Genomic DNA, 25654 nt, shown 5'->3' on the forward strand with positions numbered 1-25654 from the left:
ACGGCACTTGACCGGCAGGAACTACTGAACATGTTCTGCGCAACATCTTCCTGAAGTTCACAAAACCGGCAAAGCACTCCAAAAGCAGTCGGAACCTCCCAGGAATCATATGTTTATTGGGGTTCCGAAGCATTGCGATACCGACGGCGACGGAGATCCAGTGGCCCTTGGCACGGTGTGAGCCTAACGGCCAGGGAGGAGGAGGTGACCTGGAGATGATTGTGTCGTTCAAGCTCTTGCGGTGTCCACGGAGCCGACAAGCGGGAAGGACGAACCGCCATCGCCAGCACCACCGTCACCGACCTCAATCCTCCACCGGCTCAGCACACCCCTGGTAGTAGCCGATGAGACGGCCGACGACGCTGAGCGCGCTCCTGCCCTCCCGTCTACCCCCACAATGACGCCGTTGTGGACGGCGAGCCTCACACGGGTTCGTTGACGGGCTACGCAGGCGGATTGAAACGGGACACGACAGGCTCACTCCAGCGCAGTGGACTGGCGCCGAGAATTTCGATCACCTCGGTGACGGTGAACTCGACCAGCCGCTGGGCGCCGGGCACCGCCGCAGCGTGCGCAGGGTCCCAGTCGGTACGCGCGGTGCCAGACAGGTGCAGAACGGCGCCGGTTCGCCAATCGCAGAACAGCAGTCCGGCTTGGGGATGGATCTCCAGGTTCCCCAGGGTGTTAAACATGGCGTTGCCGACGTAGTCAGGCCAGCGCAGCAAAGTCGGTGACATCACCTGGACGAATCCGGGGTTGCCGCCGCGGTGGGAGGCGTCGGCATTGCCATCGCGGTCAGCGGTGGCTATAAAGAAGGTGTCGGCGCCGGTGATCCACCGCTCCTGGTCGCCGGTCAGCGCGCGGGTGCGTTTCGGCTGGGCCGCGGTAGTCGGCACCCATTTCTGTTCGCGCTTTTGAATGTACTTAGAGCAATTTGAATACACCTGATCGAGTGTGACGCGAATGCCATGCGCGGTCGGGACGGCACGTCCGTTCATGCGCATCCGGCGGTGCCGGGCGGGCTCGATGGCGAGCATGCCGACCGGAGCGGGCCTGGAAAGCCGGTCGTGCAGCGGGTCACCGGGCCCGGGGCGAGATTCGACGGTGAGAATGCCGCCGTTCTCGGCGCGCAGGAAACCGGGCCGTCCCGTGAGCAGGGTGGCCCACATCCGCTCCTGGTCATCGGCGGCGCCGAGCACCAGCATCGGCTGCTGAAGCAGGAACCTCTGCGCCACCTCGGGGATCTGCGCGCGGACGGCGCCGGCGGACACCTCACCCTGATCGCCCAGGCCGGCACGCCGCCGGGCGGCTCGCTCGCCTTGGTGGTAGACGTCGGCCGCCACAGCGGCCTCCTTTCGATAGACCGGTGAGGTTAGAAGAAGCCGCAGGTCGGCGCCGCTCCGCTGGGAGCCGGCGCGGTGTCGGCGCCGGTGGGCGCGTAGATCTCCAGGCGGATCCCGTCGGGGTCGGTGAAGAAGATCCCGCCGGACGAGACGCCCTCGCCGTGCGGTACGACGCCGTCGTGGGCGAACTCGGCGTCCAGGTCACGCAGCACCCGTTCGGCGGCCTGGACCTCCTCGATCGACTCGACCTGGAACGACAGGTGGTGCAGGCCCGCCGATCCGGTCGCGAACGGGGCGTCGCTCTGCTGCCACAGGGTCAGCAGCAGCCGCCCGTCGCGCCCCAGAAAGGCCCAGCGGCGATCGGGCTCCTTGCCTTCGGCTTGGACGTCGAGCCCGAAGACGCGCAGGTAGAAGGACAGTGACCGGTCCAGATCGGTCACGTTCAGTCCGACGTGTCCCGTCTGAAGAGCCTTGATGGTGGACGTTTCCATGGCTACCTCGCAACCCGGGGCTATCCCGCCCGGCATCGTCCTAACTGGCTATTTGAAGATAAGCGGTTAAGGCATGATCGTCAACCGGCTAAGACGTGATAGCCGGGTAGACTCGCGGTGTGCAGTCAGAGCATCCGTCGCAGCAGGAGGTTGTGGATCCCCGTCCGCTCGTCGGGGAGCCGCTGTTCCTCGACCTGCTCAATACGCGGTGGGTCCACGACGGCGTCCTCCGCGACCTGCTCGACTCCACCGGCGGTCTGGCCATCTGGCTGCGTTCGGCCGGGCTGGACGATCAGGCGGCGGCCGACCGGGAGACGCTCGACGCAACTGTGCAGACCCGCGAGATCCTCTTGGCGCTTCTCGATCAGGCGCCCTCCCCCGAAACGATGGACGCGCTCAACCGGGTCCTCGAACATGGCGCGCTGCACTACCGGCTCGGCCCCGACGGTTCGGAAGAGCACCCGCGAACCGACTCGCCCGCCTGGCTCCCGTCCTGGCTGGCCGCCACCGATTACCTGCGGCTCATGACTGCTAGCCCCGACCGCGTCAAGTCCTGCGCGCACCCCGCCTGCGTGCTGCACTTCCACGACACGACCAAGAACGGCACCCGCCGTTGGTGCTCCATGGCCATCTGCGGCAATCGCGCCAAAGCCGCCCGCCACTATGACCGGACGAGAACAAACGTCCAGCCGCCGAACTGAACCGGCCACCGCGATACCCAGCTCCAGAAGCGACGATCCGCGCTCACCGATGTTGGAATCGACGTCACACCGCCGAGCGTGCGGACCGGTCAGCCGCTGAGATACCAGGTTTGCTACATGATCAGTGCATCATCGTGCGGGAGCGGCTGAGCGATGCCGAGCATTCGGACACTGCAGCAGGAACCTGGGCGCCGAGAGCGGGAGTACGGTCCGGTTCGGGTGTCATCCGATGATTCGAGTGAGGGTCACCTGCTGGGGAATCGCCTCCTCGACGATCTTGACGCTGTAGTCGCCGAAGCTTCGGGTGGGGCCGTCGACCTGGGATCGGACGGTGATGAGATCGAAAAGGGTGTGGGCCGGCGCGGACCCGAAGCCATCGGCGTGCGTGAAGACATAGAGGCCGCGCAGCGCCATCTCACCGCGGGTGGAGGCGCGGTCGTGCTCGAACATCAGCTCCATGGAGCGCCACAGCATGGCGAGGTCGTCCCCGCTCACGCCAGTACGGGCCGCGAGCGGCGCACTGAAGTGTCCGTACCCGAGGTAGAGGCCGTAGGGGACGGCGTGCTTGCCTCCCATTTCTGTCTCTTTGGTGTCCTCAGTCTTGGTGCGGGTGACGCGGGTGATGCCGTGCTCCTGGGGGATGACCGGGTCGATGGACCGAGAAAAGGTGAACTGGACCGGCCCCTGGACTCGACCGGCTTGCTGGCTGCCCGTTGTCATGACGGCACCGAACGCCCGAACATCGAAGAAGGTCTTGCACATCCATTCTCGCGCCCGGGTCTCGGCGGAGACGTCCTTGCTCTTCTCCTTGGTCTTTGTGATGCCGAGGGCGGTGTAGGCGCGTTCGTGCTGAGAATTCAAGGAAACCCCGGCCTCGACGTAGATGTCGTAACCGGGCTTGTCCTTGCCGAGAAGGGCCACCATGTTGCGAATCTTTCGCTTGATGGCGACGTCGGTGACCAGGCCCTGCATGGTCTCGGGATCGGTACGCGGCATACCACCGGCATCCGGGTCCCCGTTGGGGTTGCCGTCTTTGACGTCGAAGAGGAGAGCGAAGTCGTGCTTGCGCTCGGGGTTGAGATGTACTGCGTCAGTCATGAAGATCTCCTTGGTCACTGATCTGCGGACGGCCCGTCGGCGGAGCCATCGCCCTCTTTGGCCTTCTTGGCCGCATTGGCCGCCCGCGCAGCGGATAGGTCGGCCGAGCGCTGGTGGTTGTAGCCGATGATGAATCGCACCTGACCACGAACGTCCAGATGTGAGGGCAGCCCTGTTTTCGAGTTGAGGGGGTTGATGAGGTCCGCTAGCCGCGCGTCGAGGGCGCGACCGGCGGCGCGGGTCTCATCCTTACCGACGAGCTTCTTGATGTGCCCAATTGCATTGCGGCTCAGCATGCACAGCGTCGCTCCGGGCTGAGTCATAGCCAGCCCGAACCAGCGGTCGCGGATGGTGGCGTTGACATCGGGCAGGGCGCGGCGCTGGATCGCTTCTAGCACAGCAAAAATCCGTCCCCACACATATGCGGGGTCGTCTTCGGTCTCGTCGAGGCCGGACATGACGTTCTCCTTGTAGGGAGGCCGGGTCAGCGCAAGCCGGAGCAGGGCGACCCGGGGAAGATCGACGTGGTGGTCGTTCCGGATGCGGTGCAACAGTCGGGGAACAAGGTGCGGCGGTGGCGGGACTCCGTGGAGCGCGGCACGAAGTAGGTCCCGTTCAAGACCATGCGCGACGCTTCCAGGGACGTACTGCTGGGCGGAGCGGTTCCAACGGCCGCTGGCCCGGACGAGTTTCCAGAGCGGGACGTAGTGCACGCCATCGGCCCAGTGATCGGTCGAGCCGTGGTCGTTGAACCAGGCCGCGAGGCGGGCTCTGATGTCGTGGACTGGTATGTCCATCCAGTCGCGGACCACGATCCGGCTTTGGTTGGCCGACAGGGTGAGAGCGTGGAAGGCGTTGTGGTCTACAGAAGTGCCGGGCCTCGCGTTACTGACCTCATTCAGCAGCGCCTTGACGTCTGCCAATTCCGGTCTGTCGATCACCATCAGATCGAACTCGGCCGGTTCGCGGAGCCACCAGGTGAGAACGCTGTCATCGCCACGACGTCGATGCCGCTCGTTGCCGAGGAGATGGTTCAGTGCGGCCATGGCTTGGGAGCCGCACGTCTCACAGAGGGGAGTGTTGGCCAATTGCAGCACGCCCCCACGGCCTTGTGCTCCCGTGTTAACTGAAATGAGCGCGGCATCGCGACCGCGTTTCGAGCGCCCGGAGGTATCGATGCCGACTGGGATTAAGGAACTCTTGACCATGTCTGGCACGGTCTTGAGCAGAGGCCCAATCGAGCCGCACGCGAGGCAGATCCCCTCGTCCCCCGAACCCTTCCGCCGACGCGCCACTCCACTCCAGTGATCAATGGCCGACGAACGCCGATGTACGAATTCGTTCCCGACCATGATCGCAACGATCTCGGACGCAGCGGCAGCGGCAGGTAGCTGGGCCGCAAGCGTGATATGACGCTTCGCATCGAAGAAGTCACAGACTGTCGCCGCCACCGGATCAGCGGTAGCGTCGCGCCATTCGTGCAGCATCGTCAAGTACGCGTCGTTGCGTCGTTGGGCTGCCTTCTTAGCCTTATCCGTCTCATCCTTGGGTATCCCGAAGACGTATTCCAAGGTGTCGACCAGCAGCATCGCCGCGATCCCGCTGGTGCGGGTGAGATAGGGAGTGGCCTCCTGGGCGCCCGCCTTGTTGTTCGAGTCAGCCCGATCGATAAGTGACCCGGTTCCGTGTTCGTCTATCCGAACCGTCCATCGGACGGCGCGGCTGCGGTGATATCGAGGAGCCGCGGTGCCGTCCGTCGTTGCGGCATGCTCGACCAGTCGCTGGATCAGCATCGCTCAACTCCTGGAGCCGGCAGGGCCTGCGGCGGGGAGTTCGAGGCCCCGGGGCGGTACTTCCAGCACTCCGTTGCTCAGCTCGGCCATGAACCAGTGGTAGGTCTCCTTGCCATCCTGGTAGTGGATGCTGTGGAGCATCGGACCGAGAGCACGCGTCTCGCGGATCGGCTCAAGGCGGCTGGCCTTCCCAAAGCGCGCTGAGAACTCGCGGGTCCCTAGGAACGGCTGGGAGAAGCATGCGCCTTTGTCCACGCGGCGTCGGAACTGCTCGCGGTACTTGACCTCATTACCCGTCGCCTGCGGGCGCAGCCGAACCTGCGCGAAGATCCGGTAGGCGACATCGCGGAGCGCGATCGTGTTGCGCTGGTCCCGGTCGGTCTCGACGTCGTAGCGCACCGAGGTGTCCGCCATCATCCGCCGGATCCACTCGTCAGAGGCGAGTGACTTGACCTCGTTGCGGCGTATCGAGAACCAGGCGATCGGCTTGAGGATCTCGATCTTCACGATCACATACTCGAACTCTGGACGCCAGAAGATCGATTCGAGGACACCACGGGCGGCGGACGGAGTCATCACTTCATAACTGAACCGCTCCGCCTTCAACTCCGGGCGGGTGAAGCAGGCGAACTCTCCGCTCACTTCCACCGTCAGAGGGGAATTGGGGTAGTAGGGGTGAGAGCTCACCAGACGAAGTCCTCTCCGCTCGGATCGGTGAATTCGACACCGCGGCGCCGGTGATATTCGCCATGCCATTCGATCAGACCACCCAGCAGTTCGGTGGCCAGCCCCTCCTTCACGGCCTGAGCAGCCCGCCTTCGCGGCAGAGTCGCCAAATACGGCTGAAGCTTGCGAAACACCCACGGATCCGCACCACCAGGGCTCATCAGCAATCCACGAAGACGCTCCCGCTCGGCGTCGTCACCGTAAGGAACAAGCACCGGGACGGTCTGCTCATCGACCAGCTTGAAGCGCTCGGCCACCTCGGGGAAGTCAAACTCGGCTCGATAACGCTGGATCTCCGCCCCAGGACCGACCTTCTCGATGTCCTTCAAGGCGTATCGCGCCTGGTAATAGGCACTGAGAGCATCCAGATCATCAGGGTCGGCCAGTCCAGGGCCGAAGAAAACCCGAGTCGTGTCGAGCGCGGCGCCATATACCCGGCGCGCACCAGTGACACTGCCGTCCGCCGGGTCGAACACGATCACACGGCCGAAAGCGAGCAGGCCGTTGCGGTTGGATCGTCCCGCTGCCTGCTGCAATGCTTCGGCTGGCGCGAATGCGCGGAACACCACCGGGAAGTCCAAGTCGACCCCCGCCTCCACCAGCTGGGTACTGACGACGGTGACAGGTAGTCCTTCGTTCAAGCGGGACCGGATCTCTCGCAGCACACTCCGCCGATGCCCACCCGCCATCCGCGTCGACAGGTGCAGAACGTCCTCCCCGATCATCTTCTCCAGATACTCGTGGAGAGTGGCTGCATCCTTGGTGGTGTTGACGATCGCCAGCACCTGCGGCTTCTGCGCGGCCTCCTCTGCCACCTGCGCGAACGTGGGCCTGGGGTCGATCCGCCACTCGTACTTCACTCGCCGCAGACCTTTGTACAGCGGCTTCGGCTCAACGATCACGGAGCGTGCCTGGAGGCCCGCGAACACCCCCAGTGAGAAGAACTCCGGCTGCGTCGCCGAAGCCAGCAGCACACTCGTCCCGAAGTGCTCGGTCAGGGTACGCAGCGCCGACAGGATCGGCGGCAACATGCCGTCCGGTAGCGACTGGACTTCGTCGAGGACGATGACCGCTCCTGCGAGCCGATGCAGCTTCCGCATCGCCGACGGCTTGCGGCTGAACAGCGACTCGAACAGGCGCACCGTCGTGGTCACGACCACCGGTGCATCCCAGTTCTCCGCAGCAAGCCGTTGCCAACGCAAGGCCGCCGGGAGTTCGTCCAGGTTTACACCACTGTGGTGCTCCAACACGTTGTCAGCGCCGAACAACGTGCGGTACACCTGTGCGTTCTGCTCGGTGATTGACAGGAACGGGACCGCCACGATCACACGCCGCAGGCCATGCCGCGCCGCGTGATGCGCCGCGAATCCGCCGGCCGCGATGGTCTTGCCCGCCCCGGTCGGCGCCGGGAACGGAAAGATGCCGACCGGACCTCCGGCTGCCTGAACCGCCTGGTCATAGACCTCCGAACGGATCAGATCGATTGGTGAACGCGTATCTCCCAGGTAGCTGTCCCGAGCCCCTTCGAACGTCTCCACCATCGAAGCCAGCGAAGGCACGGCCGACCGCTCGCCCGTAAAATGTGACTCGGTGTCCAGGAAGTCCGCATCGACAAGGGCGCTGAAGGTCATGCGCAACAGAAGCTCGGCCGCATAGGGATCATCACTGGAGCAGCCCCAGGCAGGGACAGCCGATCTCCGGTCGTCCAGAATTTCTGGGATCAGGCCAGAGACCCGACGCACCGCCTCTTGCACGCGATCAGCCGCCTCCGCCTCGGCAGAAGACATTGCGTCCTTCAAGGCTCGGCGCGACGAAAGACCGCCGTGATGTCCCAGAATCGATAACGCGAAGGGCCCGAGATTCGCCTTGCGAACCGCTAACCACGTACCAGCCAGCTTGTGATCGATGCTGGCCCCACCTGCATCGACGACCCGACTACCGCGGCTTTCAGCCCATTTCAGACCTTCCTGCCAGACACACACTGACTTGCCTATATCGTGCAAAATGCCCAAACCGCCAGCCAGCTCTCCCGCCCCGAACACCGAAGCGAACTTGACCGCACGGGCGGCTGTGCCACGTAAATGATCTACGAGCCCATGACGAACACCCGCAGGGTTCGCACTATGTGCCCATAATTCATGGTCCACAACCTGCTCCCAAGGTCTCGTACGGCCGACGCAACGAGACCATACGACTTGGGACCGACATTCACCGCACCGTCATCGGAAGACGCTGGCCAGCTTGCGCCAGAGAGGCGAGAGCCGTATGGCTCAGGCAGACACGCCCAAGCCACACGCTCGCGGACCACCAGCCCATGATTGCGACCCTCGCCCAGCTCAAAGCAGAGCGCCGACGGACACAGCGATCACCATGCTCAACGAGGGCGATTTCCTCCCAACTCAGACATGGCAACACATGCTGTGTTGTTCCAAAGTATCGCCGAGCTCCCTAGCGAGACAACTTTGAGGATCTACAAGGGCACAGACGCGCCCAAGAGCGGCAAGGATGAACTCTCAGCGACATTCCCCGCGAAGGTGAGCCCGACGTGATCAACTCGGACCGACTGGCGGACGAGCTTGAGCAGACGGTCGCAGACACCCTTAGAGACACACCCCGCACCGGTCGCCTGTGCGCACTGTTACTCACGATCACCGTGTGCATCAAAGTGATCAAATGGCCACATCGGTCACCTACAACAACGCAGCGTTTTCTGGGAGTCAAGGCACACTCTGATCTGGGCCTGCTGGTGATGGCGAGCGCCACGACCCCAGAGACGGTGCCCTCGCGACGTAACAGCATCGCTGTCCCCGCCCGTCGGCGAGGGAGGACGCCGCCCAGCCGAGGTCGTCACCGACGTGCGGCGCCTGGACGTTGCAATTCTCGCTCGCAGGCTTCCTTCTTCCCCGTGCCTACCCGAGGTCCGCTTCCAGCACGACCAAGTCCGCCGCCAACGCCGTTCGCGTGGAAGGCGAGCCGTGCCCCGATGCTGGACGAGCGATTTTGCAGGCGTCCGAGGTGGGCACCGCCACAACCCCCGCAAGACAGATCTCCACGCGCTTCTTGACCGGGCACGGGCCGGTCGGACGGGCGGCTGGAGCGAGGCGTCGGGGCCGCTCTTCACGCTGCTCCCAGCACCCACGGTAGGGCTCCTGGAGAGAATCTTGCCTAGGGCCGCCGACTGGTGGGGCGCCGGTCACCTGGTCAGCAGGTTTCCCATGTCTGGTGGGCGTGGCCGTTGCAGGTCCAGTCCACGACCGCGTCACCGGTGCCGAATTAGCAGTGCCCCTGAAATGGACGTCCACCAGAGTGCGATATGGGCACTCACCAGGAGACTTCCGGAACTCGTCACAAAGTTGAAATTGACTAAGGACAGAAGGAGATAGACATTGACGAGTCCTCTTTTTCGGTTTTAGCATAATGATGGGTTTCGCGGGCCCGCCAGGATCGTCGTCGCCGTGCCTTGGCACGGACTTCATCTCACCTGGAAGGCTCGCATGATGAACGCTGGACGTTCGACGATCGCGGTGCTGGGTGCCGCTTTCCTGCTGAACCCCTCCCCCGCCGCCGCGGACCCGGACGTCCCGCCGCCCGGGAGCGTCTCTGTCGAGGTGGCGGCCCTCTACGGCTCGGGGTGCCTGCCAGGGCGTGTTTGGCTCGGCTCGAACGTTGAGTCCTTCACCGTCCACTACGCCGAGTACATCGTGACGGCCGGTCGAGATCAGACGCCTAGGGACTCCCATAAGAACTGCTGGGTCGACGTGAAGGTCTCACATCCGCCGGAGTTCACTTACGGCATCATCAAGGTCGAACACAGGGGATCCGGCGAGTTGGAAGACGGCGCCTCCGCCTCGATGAGGTCGTCTTTCGCCTTCTTGGGCGAGGACCTGCCCGAGGGGGCAAAGCACCTGGCTCGCGGCCCGTACCGCGGATCATGGCAATTGTCAGATAAGAGCGATATATCCGAAGTTCGTATCAAGCCGTGCGACAAGCCCAGCACCAACAGGCTTTTCACCGAACTGAAGGCCGATGAGGGCGCGTCCGACCCGTCCACGGTCAGCTACATGGCTCTGGACGACATCGACCGCAACCCGGGTAGTAGCTATCACTTCCACTGGGAGCGCTGCTGACGGTCGGCCCCCGCTGGGCGAGCCGCAGACCGGTATCGATCTGCGGCTGCTTTGGACAGGGTGACGACGCGGGGTTCTACGGTTGGTCGTATGCAGGCGTGGACGAGGCAGGCGGCGGCCGGTGGATGAGATCGAGATCGCACCCGGCATCACCCGCGACCGGCTCCACCCCTACGCGGATCTGAGGCGCGTGGACCTGACCGGTGTGGACCTGAGTCACGCGAACCTGAACGCTGCCGATCTGACCAGCGCTCTTCTGGTCGGCGCGGAGCTGAGCGGCGCCAACCTGAGCGGCGCCAACCTGACGGAGGCGGATCTCAGTGGCACGCGGCTGAGCGGCGCCAACCTGGTCGGAGCGCGGCTGGTCAACGCGCGGCTGATCGACACGAACATGCGGGGCGCAGACCTGACCGGCGCGGATCTGACCCACGCGAGCCCGGTCGACTCAGATCCGACGGGCCCGTCCGTGAACAGCCCGGACCTGGGCGAGGCGAATCTGAACGGTGCCACCTTGTCCCACGCGTCCCTGGACGGCGCGAACCTTGACGGCGCGACCTTGATCAATGCGAAGCTGGTCAATACGAACCTGAGCGGCGCACGCCTGAACCGCGCGAACCTGGTCGGTGCGGATCTGCGCGAGGCGACGCTGGTCTGGGCGCGCCTCGCCGGCGCGAACCTGCACGGCGCGAGGCTGGCGCGCGCGAACCTGCACAGCGCGGACCTTTCGGGGACGGACCTGACCCGCGCGGACCTGACCCGCGCGAATCTGGCTGCGGCGAATCTGGACGGCGCGTCCCTGGACGGCGCCGTCCTCGCGGAAATGTTCTGGTCACGGCCGATGTCATCGGCCGGAGCGGGGACGGTGTGGCCGGAGGGCTGGGCGACCAGGATCTTTCATCGGTCGATGGTGACGGCGCGAACACCGGAGCTGTACCAGGTGCGAAGCTGAGGAGCCCCGCAGGCCGCGGTGGACGGGCGTGGCGCGTCAGGGGGTGGTGTGCTCCTCCGCGTTCGGCGCGGTCTCCGGCTCGGCCGAGGCCGAGGCCGAGACGGAGATGAGGGGCGCGGGTGGGCGGAGGACGGTGTAGGCCAGGACGGCGGCGGCGATGCCTCCGAAGACGCCGGCGATCGCGGTCAGGGACATCGCGTCGACGAAGGCGTCTTTCGCGGTGGACGCCAGGGCCGGGTCGTGCCTCGCCGCCGCGATGGCCAGGGCGTCGCCGATGGACTCGCGGGCGGTGCCCGTGACGTCGTCCGGTATGGCGTCGGTGTAGGCGGCGGTGAGGACGCTGCCGAGGACGGCGACGCTGAGCGCCTGGCCCACCTGCTGGACGGTGTCGTTCACGGCCGAGCCGACGCCCGCGCGCTCGGGCGGGAGGGCGCCGAGCAGCGTCCCGTATGCCGCCGGGCCCGCGATGCCGCTGCCGACGCCCAGCACCACGAGCGCGAGGACGAGACGGGGGTAGCCGTCGCCCGGGGAGAGGGTCGCGAGCAGCCCGAAGCCGCCGCCGAGGAGCGCGAGGCCGCTCGCGAGGGCCACGCGGGCGCCGAACCTCTTGTCCACGACGACGCCGACGCCGTTGAAGGCCATCGCGGCGACCAGCAGCGGGATGAGCGCTACGCCCGTCCTCATCGGGCCGTATCCGAGGACGAACTGGAGGTACTGGGTGAGCGCGAGCATCAGGCCGGCGGACGAGAACGACAGGAGCACGATCGACAGGCTCGCGCCGGTGAAGTCGCGGTCGCGGAACAGCTTCACCGGGAGCATGGGCTCGCGGACGCGCCGCTCCCAGAAGGCGAACCCGGCCAGCGCCAGGATGGCGGCGGCGAACCCGACGCGCACCTGCGCGGATCCGGTGCCGTCCCGCGGGATGAAGATGACGCTCCACACCAGGGCCGTCATGCCGACGGTCGACAGCAGCGCGCCCACCAGGTCGGGACGGGCCGCAGGGCCCCGCGACTCCGGGATGACGACGATCGCGGCGATCACGGCGAGGACGGTGATCGGGACGTTGATGAGGAACACCGACCCCCACCAGAAGTGCTCCAGCAGCAGGCCGCCGGCGATGGGGCCGCCGAGCGCGCCGAGCATGAGGACCGAGCTCCAGATGGCGATGGCCTTCTTGCGCTCCTTGTCGTCGAAGACCGTGGTGAGGATCGACAGCGTGCCCGGCATGAGGAACGCGCCACCCACTCCCATGAGCGCGCGCGCCGCGATGAGCTGGCTGGGCGAGTCGGCGAGCGCGGCGGGCACCGAGGCACCGCCGAACACGATCAGCCCGATGACCAGGCCCCGGCGGCGGCCGAAACGGTCGGACAGCGCGCCCGCGGTGAGCAGCAGGCCCGCGAACACCACGATGTAGGCGTCCAGGATCCACTGGATGTCGGAGTTGCTCGCGTGCAGGTCGCGGATCAGCGACGGGATCGCGACGTTGAGGACGGTGTTGTCGATGACGACGACGAGCAGGCTCAGGCAGAGGACGCCGAGGATCCACCACCGGCGGGGGTGCGGGGCCGACATGGCACTCCATTGGTACAGCGGGCGAATTTTCGCACACTGTACTAATCTTCGAACAGTGTTCGCAAGACGGTAGGCTGGGGGGCCACGCCTCCGTCTGCCCCGAGGACCCGCATGTCCCGCGACACCGACCCCATCGCCGACTCGGTCTGGGTGCGTCCGCCCCGGTCACGGCGGGGAAGGCCGCAGCTCAGCCGCGAGGAGATCGTGTCGGCGGCCGTCGAGCTGCTCGACGCCGAGGGCCTGGACGGGCTCAGCATGCGCCGCCTCGGCGCGACGATCAGCGCGGGCGCGACGTCCCTGTACTTCTACGTCGCCAACAAGGACGAGCTGCTGGAGCTCGCCGTCGACCAGATCATGGGCGAACTGGAGTTCCCCGCCGCCTCCGAGGCGGGGTGGCGGGAGGCGGCGGCCGGGTTCGCGCGCGCGATGCGGGCGATGATGCTGCGGCACCCGTGGACGCTCGGGCTCCTCGGCGTCCAGCCCAACATCGGGCCCAACGCGATGCGCGCGAGCGACCGCGCCATCGGGGTGCTGTCCGCGGCCGGGTTCACCGGCCAGGAGATCGCGTGGGCCAGCTCGCTGCTGATGTCGCACGCCATCGGCACCGCCACGTCCGAGGCGGCCATGCGGAGGATGACCGCCCGGACGGGCAGGCCGGCGGACGACATGATCGAGCAGATGCGGGACTACGTGGCGCGCATCGGCGCCGACTATCCCGACTTCGCCGCGTGGTGGCGGGACAACGGCGACGTCAGCATGGGGAAGAACCTGGACGCCGGCTTCGAGTTCGGCCTGGAGCGCGTGCTCGACGGCCTGGAGTCCTGGCTCGGACGCTCCGCCGCCTCTGGGTGAGAGGTCACCACTTCTCGCAGGTGCCGGTCTTGCTCTCCCAGACCGCCGTGATGATGCCGATCTCCTTTTTGCTGTAGAAGGTGGTGTGGACGACCTTGAACCATTTCTTCGCGCCGCTGCGACTGACCTTGCGGCAGACGATCACTTTGTTGCCGCCCTGCTTGACCGCCGTCGGATAGTTCAGCGTCCGCTCCAGGTGCGATTCGAAATTGTTGCTCCAGCGCTTGTAGAAGTGCTTGTAGCCCCAGCTCGAATTGCCGCAGCGCAGGGCGACCGGGTATCCGTACTTGGTGCTCACGTGGCCGTACCTCGCGAGGATGCGCTGCGGGCTCTTCCCCTCGCAGTTGAAACCGGCCACGGTGATCGTCTGGTCGGGCGCCTGGACCCGCGTCGCGGCGGCGGGCGCGGCCTGGACGGGCGCGGCCTGGACGGGTCCGGGCTGGGCGGGTTCGGCCTGCGCCGCGGCGGCCGTGAGCGCGGTGCCCGAGGAGACGGCGGCGGTCGCGGCGAGGACGCCTCCGGCCAGCTTGGTCCTGAGGTTCATCGGGGGGTCTTCCTCTCATGGGTGCGGGCTCCCGGCGGCCGGGAGACCCTGCGGTGGAGCTCGCCGAGGCATGTGGCGAGCAGGGCGAGGACGGCGGCCGAGGCCACGCCGCCCGCGAGGATCGGCCAGGGGGGTGTGCCGCCTCCGCCGAGGCGGCCGTTGAGCAGGCCCGCGAGCCACCACGCCGCGGCGGCGGCGACGGTGGTGGCCGGCAGCATGGGGACGGCCAGCCGCCGGACGTCGGCGGGGTGCGGCAGCGCCGCCGCCGCTCCGACCAGCCCGGCGAGGAGCGCGACGACCGTGCCGGGCAGCGCGAGGACCGTCACCCAGGGGCCGGGGCCGCCGGACGTGCGCCACTCCGCGCCGAGGGATTCGACCTTCACGTCCGAGGGGAGGGTCGCGTACGCGGCGGCCTTGACCACCCACTCCGGGACGGGGTCGCGGACGTCCGTCACCACCACGAGCGCGTCGGGCTCGGGGGCGCGGCCGTCGGTGCGGCCGTCGGCGCGGGCGTCGGCGCGGGCGTCGGCGCGGGCGTCGGCGCGGGCGTCGTCGCGCTGGACCAGCGCGCCGCCGGGGCCGCCGGCCCAGAAGAGGAACTCCTGGAGGCGGGGGTCGGCGGCGTGCCCGGCCGGGATGGCGGACGGCGCGGACGGGCAGCCGAGGCCCAGGTCCCGCAGCGCCGGGCAGCCGCCCCGCAGCACCGGGTCCCCGCTCCCGTCCTCGCGCAGGGTGAGCAGGCGCGGCCCGGGCGGGAGCCTCCGGGAGAACGCGGCGATCCGGTCGGCGGTCAGCCCTCGGGCGTCCACGAGCTGGACGGAGGTGCCGACCCGGGCGAAGGTCCGCCGCGCCTGGGCGGCCTGGTCGCCCGGATGGCCGGCCCACACCGCGAGCAGCGCGGCCGGGGCGAGCCCGAGGAGCGCGGCGGCGGTGAGCCTCGTCATGATCACGGGACGGGTGCGCAGCAGCCCCGCCAGCCCGCCCGCCGCCCAGGGCAGCGCGGCGAGGACGCCCGCCGCGCCCAGCGTGAAGAGGGCGATGGCGGCGCGGGACTGCCCGGCGGCCCCGGCGGTGAGGGCGACGAGCGCCGAGCCCCCGGCCGGCCAGGCGGCGCGGCGCGCCCCCGGCCGGACGGTCGGCCGGGGAACCCGGCGCGTCGCCCCCGCGCCGGCGACCAGCAGCGGGACGCCCACCGCGACGAACGGCAGTGGCCACGCCGCCCCGCGCAGGTGGGCGGCCGACAGGACGTGTCCCGTCCCCGGCACCCGGAGGTCGGTCACCAGCGCCACCATGGCCGGGAGGAGGCCGAGCGCGGTGCCGATCGCCACCGGGTGCCGGCGCGCCGGTCCCGGCGTCCGGACCGCCACCACCAGCAGGGCGGCGGCCGGGAGGCCGATGAGGAGGGCGACCGCAGCGAGCGGTTCGCCGACGGGCCCGACGGTGATGGACTCGCCGAACCGCACCGCCGCGGGGTCCCCGAAGCCGGTGATCCGCTGCCAGTGCCCGCCGGTGTCCGCCGCCGGGCGGACGTAGGCGAGCCGCTCGGACGGGGACGCCAGGCCCTTCGGCCCGATGAGCCCGGCGAACCGCCCGTACCGGGTGGTGATCCGCTCGTCCCGTCCGGCCTCGGCGAGCGCCGGGGACAGCATGGCCTCCCCGGGCGCCGGCCAGCGTGACAGCCCCGGCGGCGGCGCCGCGTCCGACACCAGCGGGACGACGTGGACCACCGAGTGCTGGCGGTCGCCGACGGCGTCGAAGCGTCCCGACCACAGCGCGGTGACCTGCTCGTCCGGATGCCGGACGGCGAGCCGGGGGCTGCGCTGGCGGTCGCGGTCCGCGCGGCCGTCGTAGGACGCGGCGACCGCGAGCCCCGCCGACGCGGCGAGCGCGAGCGCGGCCGACGCCAGGACCAGGGCCAGGAAGCGGAGCCCGCGCGGGACGGCGTCCACGGTGCCTCCTCGAGGTGGGGTGGCCCGGTGCCCCGCCGGTCGGCGCGGGCACCGGGCGTTCCTTGCGTGACGCGGATGACCTGCGCGACGCGATGACCTGCGTGACGCGGATGACCTGCGTGACGTGCGTTCCTGCGGGTTACCGGTACTTCCAGCGGCCGCAGGGGTCGGGCCCCCAGTGCGCCTCGCAGACCCGGATCTGGGTGATCGTCTTGCCGGGCCCGGTCTCGCTGCAGCCGCGGTCGCCGCGGTTCCACTTGGACCCGCCGTTGCCGCTGCTGCGCTCGTACTGCACCTTGACGTCGGCCTTGTTCTGGCTGCCGTCGCAGATGACGACCTGCCGGTCCTTGTTCTTGGTGTAGGCACGGTTGGCGCCGTACTTGGCGGTGTAGCCCCACGCCTGGGAGCCGCCCGCGGTGAGGACGACCACCGCCAGGGCGCTCGCGGCGCATCGCGCGAGGAAGGACATGTCGGAATCTCCTTTGCCGTTGCCGAGATCGAAGGGGAGGGCGTCGGCCCATCGCGGTCCCTTTTCCGGCCGGGCGCCATTCGTGATCGCGCCCATGTAAGAAAGGTAGGAACGGCGGCGTCGCGGCCCTAGGGCCCTAGGGCCCCAAGCCGGCGCTTCGGGGGCCCGGCCGTCCGCCCGCGGCCATTCGTGCCGTCCGGGCCGCCGGGCACGCGAGGATGGAGATCCCCGACGGCCGCCGGAGGCCCCCATGGAGATCGACTCGTCCGTTCCGCATTCCGCGCGGATCTGGAATTACTGGCTGAACGGTAAGGAGAACTATCCGATCGACCGCGCGGTCGGCGACGCGTTCGTCCAGATCTTCCCGGGTCAGGTCGATATCGCCCGGCACTCGCGGGCCTTCCTCGGACGGGCCGTCCGGTACCTCGCGGGCGAGGCGGGGGTGCGCCAGTTCCTCGACATCGGCACCGGGCTGCCGACCGTCGACAACACCCACGAGGTCGCCCAGCGTGTCGCGCCGGACGCGCGGATCGTGTACGTCGACAACGACCCGCTGGTGCTCACGCACGCCCGCGCCCTGCTGACCTCGACCCCGGAGGGCGTCACGGCCTACCTCGACGCCGACATCCGCGACCCGGACGCGATCATCGCCAGGGCCGGGAGCACGCTCGACCTCTCCCGTCCGGTGGCGCTGCTGCTGCTCGGCATCCTCGGCCACCTCTCCGACGACGAGGACCCCGAGGGCGTCCTCGCGAGGCTGGTGGCGGCGCTCTCGCCGGGCAGCTTCGTGGTCATCAACGACGGCACCGACGTCTTCGGCGCGCGGGGCGACGAATCCGAAAGCGGCGACGACGGGGGGAACGACGGCGGCGGTGTGGACGAGACGGCCCGCGCCCGCGCCATCGCCCGCTACGTGGAGGCCGGCGGGACCGCCTACCACCTGCGCCCGCCCGAGCGGATCACCGCGTACTTCGACGGGATGGAGCTGGTCGAGCCGGGCGTCGTCCCGGTGTCGCGCTGGCGCGCGGAGCCCTCGCCGTTCGGGGAGCCGCCGCGGGTGGACGCCTTCTGCGGGGTCGCGCGGCTCCCCTGATCCCTCCCAGGCGCTGATCTAGGATTCCTGGCAACGTAAGGGGGAGATCATGTCGTATCCGGAACCGCGCTACCTCGGCGACGGCGGGGAGAGCAGCGCCGTGCTCCGGCCCGCCGGCACCCCGCCCGACCTGGACATCGGGGCGAGCGACGCCGGCCGCGTCCACAGCGGCACGCGCGTCACCTACCTGGGGACGGGCGGCACCACGAACGGGGCGTTCGGGCTGTACCGGTGGGAGATGGGCGCGGAGCCGTCGGGGCCGATGCCGCACTTCCACCGGACGATCACCGAGTCGTTCTACATCCTGTCCGGCACGGTCAGGCTCCACGACGGGACGGGCTGGAAGGACACCGTGCCGGGCGACTTCCTGTTCGTCCCGGAGGGCGGCGTGCACGGGTTCCGCAACGAGTCCGGCGAGCCCGCCTCGATGCTGCTGCTCTTCACGCCCGGCGCGCCGCGCGAGGGGTACTTCGAGGAGCTGGCGGAGATCGCCGCGTCCGGGCGCACGCCGAGCGAGGAGGAGTGGGCCGACATCTACGGCCGGCACGACCAGTACATGGTCTGACGCCGGGGCGCCACCGCCCCAGGACCCCTCCCCCGGCGACCGCAAGATGTCACCATTCAGCTACATAGAGTCCTGTTAGGGTGGTCGCTCCAGGCACTGGGAGCCCACCGGTCACGCGCACACCGCGCCGGCCGCCCTACCCGAGGCGGGAGGGTCCATGGAGACGGCGGTCGTCGCGGTCGAGGTCCGCGCAGGTGACGTGCTCTGCTCCGCATTGGATCCGCAGGAACCGGCGACGCTGACCAAGGCGGTGCCCGCAGCGCTCACCGCGGGCACGATGGTCACCGGTGTCGCGGCCACCGCCGCGGCGGCGGGCGGGACGGTGCGCTATTTCGCGCAGACGGAGGTCGTGCCCGCTCAGACCGCCGGACTCGGTGCCGGGCTGCCGGCCGCCGTGGTGGCCGACGGGCAGGGCCGGTGCGCGCGCGAGTTCCCGGTGTCGCGAGGCGCGTTCATCGTCGGCGAGTGCGACGCACAGGGGAACGTGACCGTCGCGCCGAAACACGACTTCGCGAACGTCCTCGACTTCGGCGCCAAGGGCGACGACCAGAGCGACGACTGGGACGCCATCACGCGTGCCATGCGCTCCCTTCACCCGCTGCAGCCCGGGGTCGTCTACTTCCCGGCGGGTTACTACCGGATACGCCGCCCGCTGGTCATCGACCGCGAGAGGGGCAAGATCGAGCTGCTCGGCGCGAGCGAGCACACCACCACCATCAGGTTCTTCGCCGGGCACGGCCCCGCGCTGTGCATCTCGCCGGGGTCGCTGGGGCACCTGCCCACGTCCGACGCCCTGCTCACCGGACCGGGCAAGGCCGGTCTCCTCAGCAAGGACAACAGGAGCACCATCAACCTGCGGGACAGCCCGGCGTTCGACGACCTGGACGGCGCGGCGTCCTTCTCGGTCTCGTGCACGGTGCGCCCCGAGGCGCTCCCCGGCGGCGGCGGTGAGCCGGTCATCTCCAGTTCGGGACGGCGGCTGAACAGCGAGGCGGCCACCTGCGCGTTCGGCATGTTCCTCGGCGATTCGGGGACGGGGCAGATCACCGTCACCGCCACCGCCCGGCTCAACGGCGAGGACTACGGCATCACCCATCCCCGCGGGTTCCCCGTCGGGCAGACGTTCCACCTCTCCCTCGTCTGGGACGGCACCCACCTCGACCTCTACGCCGGGCCGCCCGGCACAGTCCTGCAACCCGCCGAGCCACCGGCGGCGCATCGTCCTCCACCCGGCGCGAAGCTGACCATGCCCGTCGAAGAAGGCATCTACCTCGGCGCCAGAAGCCAGCAGCGCTGGCCGGAGTACGCGGACTTCACACGCCCGTTCAGCGGCCGCATCGACTCCATCCGGATCAGCGACTTCGTGATCGACCGGGACGCCACGTCGCGCGAGCTCACCGCGCCCACGGCGAAGTTCCCCGCCGACTTCCGCACCAACGTCCGGCCGAATCCCGCCGACCCGGACAAGCCCCTGTACACCAGGATGCTGATCAACTTCGACCGCGACGTCGACGCGTTCACCGTCGGCTCGACCTGGTACCGGCCGGGCGGCCCGTCCGCGGACCCCACACCGGTCTATCTGATGTACCAGTGGGCCGGGGCGCCCGTCGCCGGGTCGTTCACGACGGTCCGGCGCCTGGAGTTCCAGTGCCCCTTCGGCGCGGGGATCCACGGGCAGCTCTCGAACGGCTCGGTGTTCGGCCATCTCCGCGTCACCGCCGCACGCGACGGGATGAGGCTGCGGAACAACTCCTACCTCTCCGAGATCGAGCACCTCTACGTCAGCGCGACCCGGCTCGGCCTCGCGCTGGGCGGCAGCGGGCTCGCCAGGGTCGGCCGGTTGCAGATCATCGGCACCCAGTACGACTTCGTGGCGACCGACGCCGTCGGCGTCACCGCCCGCGACTGGTACATCGGCGGCCACCGCTCGATCATGCCGATCATGCTGACCTCGGCGGCGCCGTACGGCTCGTTCCACGGCGTCGGGGTGAGCATCAGCTCCGAGGGGACCCAGGGCCACCCGCAGACCTGGCGGTGCGCGGTGGCGACGTCCGATCTGCACCACTTCACCCTGGAGAACTCGGTGCTGGAGACCGGCTTCCTCGACCGGCTCGACTGCCCGCCGGTGATCATCGACAACTCGGTGCTCCTCGTCGGCCAGGAGCCGCCCAAGCCGCCCTTGGAGCTTCCCACCGCGTCGACGTTCATGAACTGCGAGTTCGTCCCGAGCGTGAGCACGCGCGCGAACATCGTCTTCAGCGGACGCCGGGGCCCGGCACCGGTCCGCATCATCGGCTGCACCACCGGTTTCGACACACCGTGGACGCCGCCCCAGGACGCGCACAGGGTGTCCCACCTCGGCGGCTGCGTGTCCACCACCGACGGCGGCCAGACCCAGTGGCTGGGCGGCCGCGACTGGGTGTTCGCCTTCGACACCGCGACCGGACGCATCGGTGCCCGCGAACGCGAGACCCAGGGCAGCGGCACGACGTCCAGCGGGATCACGCTGGCCGCCGTCCCCGTGGCTGCGGGCATAAGCCGCTACCGCGCCGAGGTCATGGCGGCCGACACGACGGGCCGCGCCGCGACCTGGGTCATCGAACAGGGCCTGAGCAACATCGGCGGAACGGTCACCCCGTGGTCGTCCGAACCGCGGGTGGTCGACGCGTTCGGCTCCGACGACGGTTCGGTGCCGGACGGGTGGGATCCTCCGGAGATCATCCGATCGGGCACGGACGCCGCCGTGAAATGCACACCGCCCCGCGGCCTGACCCTGGCCTACACGGTCAAGCTCCGGGCAACGGAAGGACTGAGCCCGTCTTGATCCAGCCGAACGGGGAGGACGGCGACAAGACGCCGGACAAGAGTGGACGGCGGCACGACGCCGGACAAGAGTGGCGGCGGTACGAACCCGGACAAGAGTGGGCGGCCCGCCTGTTGGGAGAGCTTCTTCAGCGGGCCGCCCGGTCTTGGGGAACTGCCGGAACACCGGGTCACGAGGGCACTGGGTCACCGGTCACCGGAGGAGCCACGGGCTGTTACTGGCCGAGGGCCAGGAGCGCGTAGCCCTTGTCGTTCGGGTAGGGGGTGAACATGTCGCCCGTCAACACGTACGCCATGCCGCCGGAGACGACCACACCGCCGCCGCCGGAGATGGATCCTCCGCGGGCGACGCCGGCGTTGACGGTCTGCACGTCCGCGATCGTGTCGTGGGCCCACAGGACCTTGCCGTCGGTGGCGGAGTAGGCGCGCACCTTGCCGTCCATGCTGCCGACCCACACCAGGCCGGGCGTGGTGGTCACCGCGGTCGGGTGCCCGAGCTTGCACACGTTCGGGTACTGGGCCGCGCCGCCGGTGGTGCAGCCGTCCGCCGGGTTGGGGGTCGTCCAGATGACGTGGCCGTTGGCCGGGTCGAGGGCGTACAGGGTGCCGGGGTTGCCCTGGTACGTCGCGATGTAGAGGCGCTGGCCGTCGAAGCTGCTCCCCCACTGGATGCCGCTGAGCCCGCCGCCCGGCCGCGGCGTGGACAGCTGCCGCTGCCACACGATCTTGCCGGTGTCGGCCTCCAGGACGTGGTAGACGCCGGCCTTCTGGCCGATGCCGATCAGCCGCTTGCCGTCCGCGGTGAAGAGGTTCCCGGTGGCGCCGAGGTCGAAGTCCAGGGCCGTGCCGTCGGGCAGGTTCGGGCAGTACTTCTGGTCCTCGGGGGTGGGGCTGCTGCATTCCCGGCGCCAGGTGTCGACGTCGGTCATCTTGCGCGTCCACCGGGCCTTGCCGGTCTCGGCATCCAGCGCGAGGACGGAGTCGAAGTCACCGCCGCTGCCGCTGTAGTTCTGCCCGGTACCGACGTACACCGTCTTGGTGTCCGGGTCGATGACGGGCGAGCTCCACACCCCGGCGCCGGACGGCACGTAGCGGGGCACGCCGTTAGGCCACGTCCCGTCCTGCTTCGGCTCGGGGACGGTGTAGTAACGCCATTCGAGCTTGCCGGTCTTGGCGTCCAGCGCGTCGAGGTGGCCGCGGAACGTGCAGCAGGCGTGGTCCTTGCCCATCAGGTTCTCGCCGCTCGACACGCCGACGTACACCCGGCCGCCGAACACGTGCGGGGAGCTGGTCACACCGGCGCTGACGTGGTCGTCGATCCGCTGCGACCAGGCGAGCTTGCCGGTGGCCTGCTCCAGCGAGAAGAGGTAGCCGCGGGTGTCGCCGAAGTACACCCGTCCGTCCGCCACCGAGGCGCCGTCGCGCACCTGCGCGAACCCGGTGCCGACGGTGGACAGGTCGAACTGCCACTTCTCCGCGCCGGTCTTGGCGTCGCGGGCGTAGAACAGCCCGTTCGGCCCGCCGAAGTAGATGGTGTCGCCGATCACGGCGGGCTGGCTGTGCGGCGGCCCGGACTGCCGGGGGAAACCGAACGCCCACTTCACCTTCAGCCCGCCGACGTTCTCGGGCGTGATCGTGCGTTCCTGCGGGTTGTATCGGGAGCCCCGCGGGTCCTTCGTCCAGGTCGGCCAGTCCCCGGACGCCGGTTCACCCGACGCGCCGGTCACGCTCGACGCCACGGCGGTACACGCCACGGCGAGTGCGGCGGCCGCCTTGAGCAGGCGGCCGCGTCCCATCGGTTGCATCGTCGATCCCTTTCACTTGGCGGGGAGCCCCGGCCGGACGCTCAGAGCGGGCCCGGCCGGACGTTGCGGACCAGCCGGTCGCGGAGCGCGCCCGTGTTGCGCCGGCTGACGGTCAGCCGCGCGCCTCCGACGCGCAGCGTGCACCGTCCGTGGTCCAGGACCATCTCGTCGACATGGGCGAGGGCGACCAGATGCGACCGGTGGATGCGCACGAAGCCGGCGTCGCCCCACGCCTCCTCCAGCGCCGCGAGCGAGACCCGCACGAGGTGGCTGCCCGCCTGCGTGTAGAGCCGCGCGTAATCGCCGTGCGCCTCGGCGTACCGCACGTCCGAACGCCGGACGAAGCGGATGACGCCGCCCACCGCTGCCGGGATCACCTCGGCGCCCGCCGCCGGCCGTCCCGGCGGGCGGATCGGCGTGCGCTCCGGCGGCCGTCCGGGCGGCCGGGTCCGCTGCTCGGACACCGGCGGCCGGGGCCGCCGCTCCGGTGCGAGGAGCCGCGCGACGTCGCCGAGCACATCGCGGGTCACCGGCGGTCCGTACGCCGCGAGGGTCCCGTCGCCTAGCGGCACGGCCACCACCTGGCGCACCGGGCAGCGGGGGTCCTCGCAGCGCACCTCACCGGTGCGGATGTGCTCGACGGCGTCGGCGGCGTGATGCGCGCCCGCCCCGTCCCAGGCCAGCGGGCGCGCACCGTCCGTCAGCGCCACAGCGGCGCAGCCGAGGGCCAGCCGCAGATGCCGCGCGGCCGCCTCGGGTCCTCCGGCCGCCGGCCCGCCGCGCAGCGCGTCCGCCGCCCGTGCGACACCGCGGACGGCGAGCAGCGCCGCGTCCCGGTTCGCGTCGGACCCCGCGGTCCAGGCGGGCTCGCGGCGCTGGTGCGCCGGCACGGGCGCGAACCTGACCGCTGGGCGGGGCGCGGCCCTCCCGCCCGGAGGCGGGGCGGGAGGGCGGTGGCGGGCGGCGGACCGCATGCCGATGATCATCGCGGCGAGGCCGCACGCGCCGGCGACCACTGTGGCGTGCATGCACTCATGGAATCCATGCGCCCGCCACTGTTCAATGGGCCGCCGCTGCTCTGGCACGTAGGGCAAAACATTGGACGTTCCCCGACAATTCAGCGCTTGAAGGGGGTGTAGCGGTCCCAGAATCCGCAGTGGTGCTGCTCGGCGATCTCCCGCGTAAGCTGGCTGTCACCTGCGGGAACGAGCGACATCACCGCGTTGTCGGTGTCGGTGAACCGCGACCAGAGCGGCGTTCCGTCCACCGTCGGATTTCCGGTTCGCGCGAAACCGGTCCATTGCGCCGTCACCTGAACGCCGAACGCCTTCTGGTTGGCGGTGAGCGCAGGGCCGTTCGGGAAGGGCGACAGGAACATGGCCTCGTTGATGTGATACGAGCCGTTCGGCTTCGTCGCGTCGACGAAGAACATCGGCGGCGGGTCCGGGTTGTCGTTCTGGTAGGCGAACACCGGAATATGACGCGCCAGGCGCTTGTCGTTGAGCAGCGCGGGGCACACGGAGTTGGAATCGGCGACGATCGTCCGGGTGGCGATGAACGGCGCCGGGTCGGGGAACCGCTCAAGGGGGTACAGCTTGAGCACCTCGTCGGCGACGTTCCCGTACTGCTCACGGACCAGCGCCTGGTACTCCGCCGGCGTGTTCGCCAATCTCAGCTGCACCTCGTCGCGGTCGACCCCGTGCATGATGGAGACGTTGTTGACCTGGCCCTTGGCGAATGCCTCACCGGGCGCGAGGGGAAGGGTCCTGCCGTCCACCACGGGCCCTTGCGTGCCGCGGTCGGGGCCGATCCCATTGCCGCCCTGGTCGAGCAGCTTCTGCACGGGAAGTGCGCGCAGACATGCCGCGTCCGCGCATCCGAGCGCTTTGGCGAAACGCTCGCCGGCGGCCTGGGCCTCCGCTTCGGTGGGCAGTTTCGCCTTGCAGTCCTGTGGCTGCCACATGGTGTCGACGCCGCGCAGCGAGTTGTACTCACCGCTCTGCGCGATGCCCTTGTGGAATAGTCCCTTGGACGTCGGCGAAGCGGTGTGGGCGCAGACGCTCGACCCACCGGCGGACGCACCGTAAATGGTCACGTTCTTCGGGTCGCCGCCGAACTTCGCGATATTGGCCTGAATCCACCTGAGCGCGGCCTGCTGGTCCTGGATCGCGTAGTTGCCCGCGTTCTTCCCGAATCCCGAATGCGCCAGGAATCCGAAGAGCCCGAGCCGGTAGCCGACCCCGACGTGCAGGACGCCGCCGTTCTTGACGAGATGCGTCCCGTCGGACGGCCCGCCGAGGCGGAACCCGCCGCCGTGCAGCTCGACCATCACCGGCAGCGGCGCGTCGACCTTCTGCGGCCGGACGATGTTCAGCTTCAGGCAGTCCTCGTTGACCGACCCCGGCCCGAGGCCCTGCGGCTGCGGGCACTGGCTGCCCCGCTCCGTCGCCTGGCGCGTCTCCGTCCACTGCGGGGCCGGCGCGGGCGGCTCCCACCGGAGCGCGCCCACGGGCGGCGCCGCGTACGGCACGCCGAGCCATGAGCTGAGGCCGTCCGCGGTCAGGCCGCACACCGGCCCGCGATCGGTCTGCACGACCGTGCCGTCCGCGCAGGCGGGCGCCCGAAGCTCCGTCCCGTCCGCGGGCGCCGACACCGCGAACGCCACCGTGGCCGCTCCGGCCGACGCGACGGCGGCCAGTACCAGCCGCCACCTTTTCGGCTTCATGATGAACGCCTTTCACACCCGACATCAGA

General features: G+C 69.1%; 20 protein-coding genes. 7 read left to right on the forward strand and 13 right to left on the reverse strand.

Annotated elements, in window-relative coordinates:
* Nucleotides 1-443: 443 nt before the first annotated feature.
* Together AGRA3207_RS12205 and AGRA3207_RS12210 are read right to left on the reverse strand one after the other, a co-directional pair.
* On the reverse strand, nucleotides 444-1343 hold the full coding sequence (locus tag AGRA3207_RS12205; protein WP_231334719.1) for a pyridoxamine 5'-phosphate oxidase family protein: 900 nt from the start codon (nucleotides 1341-1343) through the stop codon (nucleotides 444-446).
* Nucleotides 1344-1372: 29 nt separating this feature from the next.
* Nucleotides 1373-1834 carry a VOC family protein gene (locus tag AGRA3207_RS12210; RefSeq protein ID WP_231334720.1) on the reverse strand — a complete coding sequence of 154 codons (462 nt, stop codon included), beginning with the start codon at nucleotides 1832-1834 and terminating at the stop codon, nucleotides 1373-1375.
* 119 nt (nucleotides 1835-1953) lie between these two features.
* Here AGRA3207_RS12210 and AGRA3207_RS12215 point away from each other — a divergent pair, with 119 nt between their 5' ends.
* Nucleotides 1954-2535, forward strand: coding sequence for a CGNR zinc finger domain-containing protein (locus tag AGRA3207_RS12215; RefSeq protein ID WP_231334721.1), 582 nt, complete (start codon nucleotides 1954-1956; stop codon nucleotides 2533-2535).
* Nucleotides 2536-2757: 222 nt separating this feature from the next.
* Here the strand turns inward: AGRA3207_RS12215 and cas7c are convergent, their stop codons facing one another.
* The 4 genes from cas7c to cas3 are packed head-to-tail and all read right to left on the reverse strand — an operon-like array spanning nucleotide 2758 to nucleotide 8299.
* The gene (cas7c, locus tag AGRA3207_RS12220) at nucleotides 2758-3633 is read right to left on the reverse strand and encodes a type I-C CRISPR-associated protein Cas7/Csd2 (RefSeq protein ID WP_231334722.1); all 876 of its coding nucleotides are present in this window, start codon (nucleotides 3631-3633) and stop codon (nucleotides 2758-2760) included.
* 14 nt (nucleotides 3634-3647) lie between these two features.
* Nucleotides 3648-5426 carry a type I-C CRISPR-associated protein Cas8c/Csd1 gene (cas8c, locus tag AGRA3207_RS12225; RefSeq protein WP_231334723.1) on the reverse strand — a complete coding sequence of 593 codons (1779 nt, stop codon included), beginning with the start codon at nucleotides 5424-5426 and terminating at the stop codon, nucleotides 3648-3650.
* A gap of 3 nt (nucleotides 5427-5429) precedes the next feature.
* Nucleotides 5430-6113 carry a type I-C CRISPR-associated protein Cas5c gene (gene cas5c, locus AGRA3207_RS12230; protein WP_231334724.1) on the reverse strand — a complete coding sequence of 228 codons (684 nt, stop codon included), beginning with the start codon at nucleotides 6111-6113 and terminating at the stop codon, nucleotides 5430-5432.
* Entirely contained in the window at nucleotides 6110-8299 is a 2190-nt protein-coding gene (gene cas3 / locus AGRA3207_RS12235) for a CRISPR-associated helicase Cas3' (RefSeq protein ID WP_231334725.1), read from the reverse strand. The genes cas5c and cas3 overlap by 4 nt, the downstream gene beginning before the upstream one ends.
* 1350 nt (nucleotides 8300-9649) lie before the next feature.
* Here cas3 and AGRA3207_RS12240 point away from each other — a divergent pair.
* Together AGRA3207_RS12240 and AGRA3207_RS12245 are read left to right on the forward strand one after the other, a co-directional pair.
* A complete protein-coding gene (locus AGRA3207_RS12240) occupies nucleotides 9650-10279 on the forward strand; it encodes a DUF4360 domain-containing protein (protein WP_231334726.1) in 630 nt (209 codons plus the stop codon).
* Between the two features lie 121 nt (nucleotides 10280-10400).
* Nucleotides 10401-11228, forward strand: coding sequence for a pentapeptide repeat-containing protein (locus AGRA3207_RS12245; RefSeq protein ID WP_231334727.1), 828 nt, complete (start codon nucleotides 10401-10403; stop codon nucleotides 11226-11228).
* A 36-nt stretch (nucleotides 11229-11264) separates the two neighbouring features.
* On the opposite strand, the gene AGRA3207_RS12250 is transcribed toward AGRA3207_RS12245, so the two are convergent.
* Nucleotides 11265-12800 carry an MFS transporter gene (locus AGRA3207_RS12250; RefSeq protein WP_231334728.1) on the reverse strand — a complete coding sequence of 512 codons (1536 nt, stop codon included), beginning with the start codon at nucleotides 12798-12800 and terminating at the stop codon, nucleotides 11265-11267.
* 111 nt (nucleotides 12801-12911) lie between these two features.
* Between AGRA3207_RS12250 and AGRA3207_RS12255 the strand changes: the two genes are divergently transcribed.
* Nucleotides 12912-13652 carry a TetR/AcrR family transcriptional regulator gene (locus AGRA3207_RS12255; RefSeq protein WP_231334729.1) on the forward strand — a complete coding sequence of 247 codons (741 nt, stop codon included), beginning with the start codon at nucleotides 12912-12914 and terminating at the stop codon, nucleotides 13650-13652.
* 4 nt (nucleotides 13653-13656) lie between these two features.
* On the opposite strand, the gene AGRA3207_RS12260 is transcribed toward AGRA3207_RS12255, so the two are convergent.
* From AGRA3207_RS12260 to AGRA3207_RS12270, 3 genes are all read right to left on the reverse strand, one after another.
* Complete coding sequence (locus tag AGRA3207_RS12260; protein WP_231334730.1) at nucleotides 13657-14196, reverse strand: hypothetical protein; 540 nt, start codon at nucleotides 14194-14196, stop codon at nucleotides 13657-13659.
* Nucleotides 14193-16145, reverse strand: a complete 1953-nt coding sequence (locus AGRA3207_RS12265) for a hypothetical protein (RefSeq protein ID WP_231334731.1) — start codon at nucleotides 16143-16145, stop codon at nucleotides 14193-14195. Before AGRA3207_RS12265 ends, AGRA3207_RS12260 begins: the two co-directional genes overlap by 4 nt.
* A gap of 139 nt (nucleotides 16146-16284) precedes the next feature.
* A complete protein-coding gene (locus tag AGRA3207_RS12270) occupies nucleotides 16285-16614 on the reverse strand; it encodes a hypothetical protein (protein WP_231334732.1) in 330 nt (109 codons plus the stop codon).
* 250 nt (nucleotides 16615-16864) lie between these two features.
* On the opposite strand from AGRA3207_RS12270, the gene AGRA3207_RS12275 reads away from it, so the two are divergent.
* From AGRA3207_RS12275 to AGRA3207_RS12285, 3 genes are all read left to right on the forward strand, one after another.
* The gene (locus tag AGRA3207_RS12275) at nucleotides 16865-17707 is read left to right on the forward strand and encodes an SAM-dependent methyltransferase (RefSeq protein WP_231334733.1); all 843 of its coding nucleotides are present in this window, start codon (nucleotides 16865-16867) and stop codon (nucleotides 17705-17707) included.
* Nucleotides 17708-17756: 49 nt separating this feature from the next.
* Entirely contained in the window at nucleotides 17757-18272 is a 516-nt protein-coding gene (locus AGRA3207_RS12280; protein WP_231334734.1) for a cupin domain-containing protein, read from the forward strand.
* Nucleotides 18273-18429: 157 nt separating this feature from the next.
* Complete coding sequence (locus tag AGRA3207_RS12285) at nucleotides 18430-21096, forward strand: glycosyl hydrolase family 28-related protein (protein WP_231334735.1); 2667 nt, start codon at nucleotides 18430-18432, stop codon at nucleotides 21094-21096.
* Nucleotides 21097-21310: 214 nt separating this feature from the next.
* Here AGRA3207_RS12285 and AGRA3207_RS12290 read toward each other — a convergent pair whose 3' ends face one another.
* The 3 genes from AGRA3207_RS12290 to AGRA3207_RS12300 form a co-directional block, all read right to left on the reverse strand.
* A complete protein-coding gene (locus AGRA3207_RS12290; RefSeq protein ID WP_231334736.1) occupies nucleotides 21311-22900 on the reverse strand; it encodes an outer membrane protein assembly factor BamB family protein in 1590 nt (529 codons plus the stop codon).
* A 41-nt stretch (nucleotides 22901-22941) separates the two neighbouring features.
* Entirely contained in the window at nucleotides 22942-23928 is a 987-nt protein-coding gene (locus AGRA3207_RS12295) for a LytR/AlgR family response regulator transcription factor (RefSeq protein ID WP_231334737.1), read from the reverse strand.
* A gap of 89 nt (nucleotides 23929-24017) precedes the next feature.
* A complete protein-coding gene (locus AGRA3207_RS12300) occupies nucleotides 24018-25625 on the reverse strand; it encodes a carboxylesterase/lipase family protein (protein ID WP_231334738.1) in 1608 nt (535 codons plus the stop codon).
* Nucleotides 25626-25654 lie beyond the last annotated feature (29 nt).

It is taken from the genome of Actinomadura graeca, from assembly GCF_019175365.1.
GTDB classification, from domain to species: Bacteria; Actinomycetota; Actinomycetes; order Streptosporangiales; family Streptosporangiaceae; genus Spirillospora; species Spirillospora graeca.

Bases quoted from the DNA above. Each gene is read 5' to 3' on its own strand.
- AGRA3207_RS12255 (WP_231334729.1), top strand. From the start codon at position 12,912: ATGTCCCGCGACACCGACCCCATCGCCGACTCGGTCTGGGTGCGTCCG.
- AGRA3207_RS12280 (WP_231334734.1), top strand. From the start codon at position 17,757: ATGTCGTATCCGGAACCGCGCTACCTCGGCGACGGCGGGGAGAGCAGC.
- AGRA3207_RS12300 (WP_231334738.1), bottom strand. From the start codon at position 25,625: ATGAAGCCGAAAAGGTGGCGGCTGGTACTGGCCGCCGTCGCGTCGGCC.
- AGRA3207_RS12270 (WP_231334732.1), bottom strand. From the start codon at position 16,614: ATGTCCTTCCTCGCGCGATGCGCCGCGAGCGCCCTGGCGGTGGTCGTC.
- cas8c (WP_231334723.1), bottom strand. From the start codon at position 5,426: ATGCTGATCCAGCGACTGGTCGAGCATGCCGCAACGACGGACGGCACC.
- AGRA3207_RS12285 (WP_231334735.1), top strand. From the start codon at position 18,430: ATGGAGACGGCGGTCGTCGCGGTCGAGGTCCGCGCAGGTGACGTGCTC.
- AGRA3207_RS12260 (WP_231334730.1), bottom strand. From the start codon at position 14,196: ATGAACCTCAGGACCAAGCTGGCCGGAGGCGTCCTCGCCGCGACCGCC.
- AGRA3207_RS12275 (WP_231334733.1), top strand. From the start codon at position 16,865: ATGGAGATCGACTCGTCCGTTCCGCATTCCGCGCGGATCTGGAATTAC.
- AGRA3207_RS12210 (WP_231334720.1), bottom strand. From the start codon at position 1,834: ATGGAAACGTCCACCATCAAGGCTCTTCAGACGGGACACGTCGGACTG.
- AGRA3207_RS12240 (WP_231334726.1), top strand. From the start codon at position 9,650: ATGAACGCTGGACGTTCGACGATCGCGGTGCTGGGTGCCGCTTTCCTG.
- AGRA3207_RS12290 (WP_231334736.1), bottom strand. From the start codon at position 22,900: ATGCAACCGATGGGACGCGGCCGCCTGCTCAAGGCGGCCGCCGCACTC.
- AGRA3207_RS12295 (WP_231334737.1), bottom strand. From the start codon at position 23,928: ATGCACGCCACAGTGGTCGCCGGCGCGTGCGGCCTCGCCGCGATGATC.
- cas7c (WP_231334722.1), bottom strand. From the start codon at position 3,633: ATGACTGACGCAGTACATCTCAACCCCGAGCGCAAGCACGACTTCGCT.
- AGRA3207_RS12250 (WP_231334728.1), bottom strand. From the start codon at position 12,800: ATGTCGGCCCCGCACCCCCGCCGGTGGTGGATCCTCGGCGTCCTCTGC.